A 556-nucleotide genomic window follows, 5' to 3' on the forward strand; every position below is an offset into this window, starting at 1 on the left:
CAGTACCCGTAGGAAGAGAAAACAATAGTGATTCCGTGAGTAGTGGTGAGCGAAAGCGGATGAGGCTAAACCGTATGCGTGTGATAGCCGGCAGGTGTTGCGCATGTGGGGTTGTGGGACCCTCTGGGAGTCTCTGCCGAGGCTTCAAGCAGTAAGAAATCGTTCTGGTAGTCGAACACTCTGGGAAGGGTGGCCGTAGACGGTGAGAGCCCGGTAGGCGAAATCAGTTCGACTGTTTGAGGGGATCCCAAGTAGCACGGGGCTCGAGGAATCCTGTGTGAATCTGCCAGGACCACCTGGTAAGCCTAAATACTCCCTGATGACCGATAGTGGACAAGTACCGTGAGGGAAAGGTGAAAAGCGCCCCGGTGAGGGGTTGTGAAATAGTACCTGAAACCGTGTGCCTACAAGCCGTAGGAGCGTACATGACCTTCGGGTTGTGTGTGATGTGACTGCGTGCCTTTTGAAGAATGAGCCTGCGAGTTATGGTGTGTGGCGAGGTTAACCCGTGTGGGGGAGCCGTAGCGAAAGCGAGTCTGAATAGGGCGTTTGAGTC

At 54.5% G+C, this 556-nt stretch carries 1 rRNA gene; it reads left to right on the plus strand.

What is annotated here, in order from left to right:
* Nucleotides 1-556 (plus strand): 23S ribosomal RNA (locus ABGB08_RS54735); the annotation flags it as partial.

The organism is Acrocarpospora sp. B8E8 (assembly GCF_039871605.1).
In the GTDB taxonomy this organism is placed as follows: Bacteria; Actinomycetota; Actinomycetes; order Streptosporangiales; family Streptosporangiaceae; genus Acrocarpospora; species Acrocarpospora macrocephala.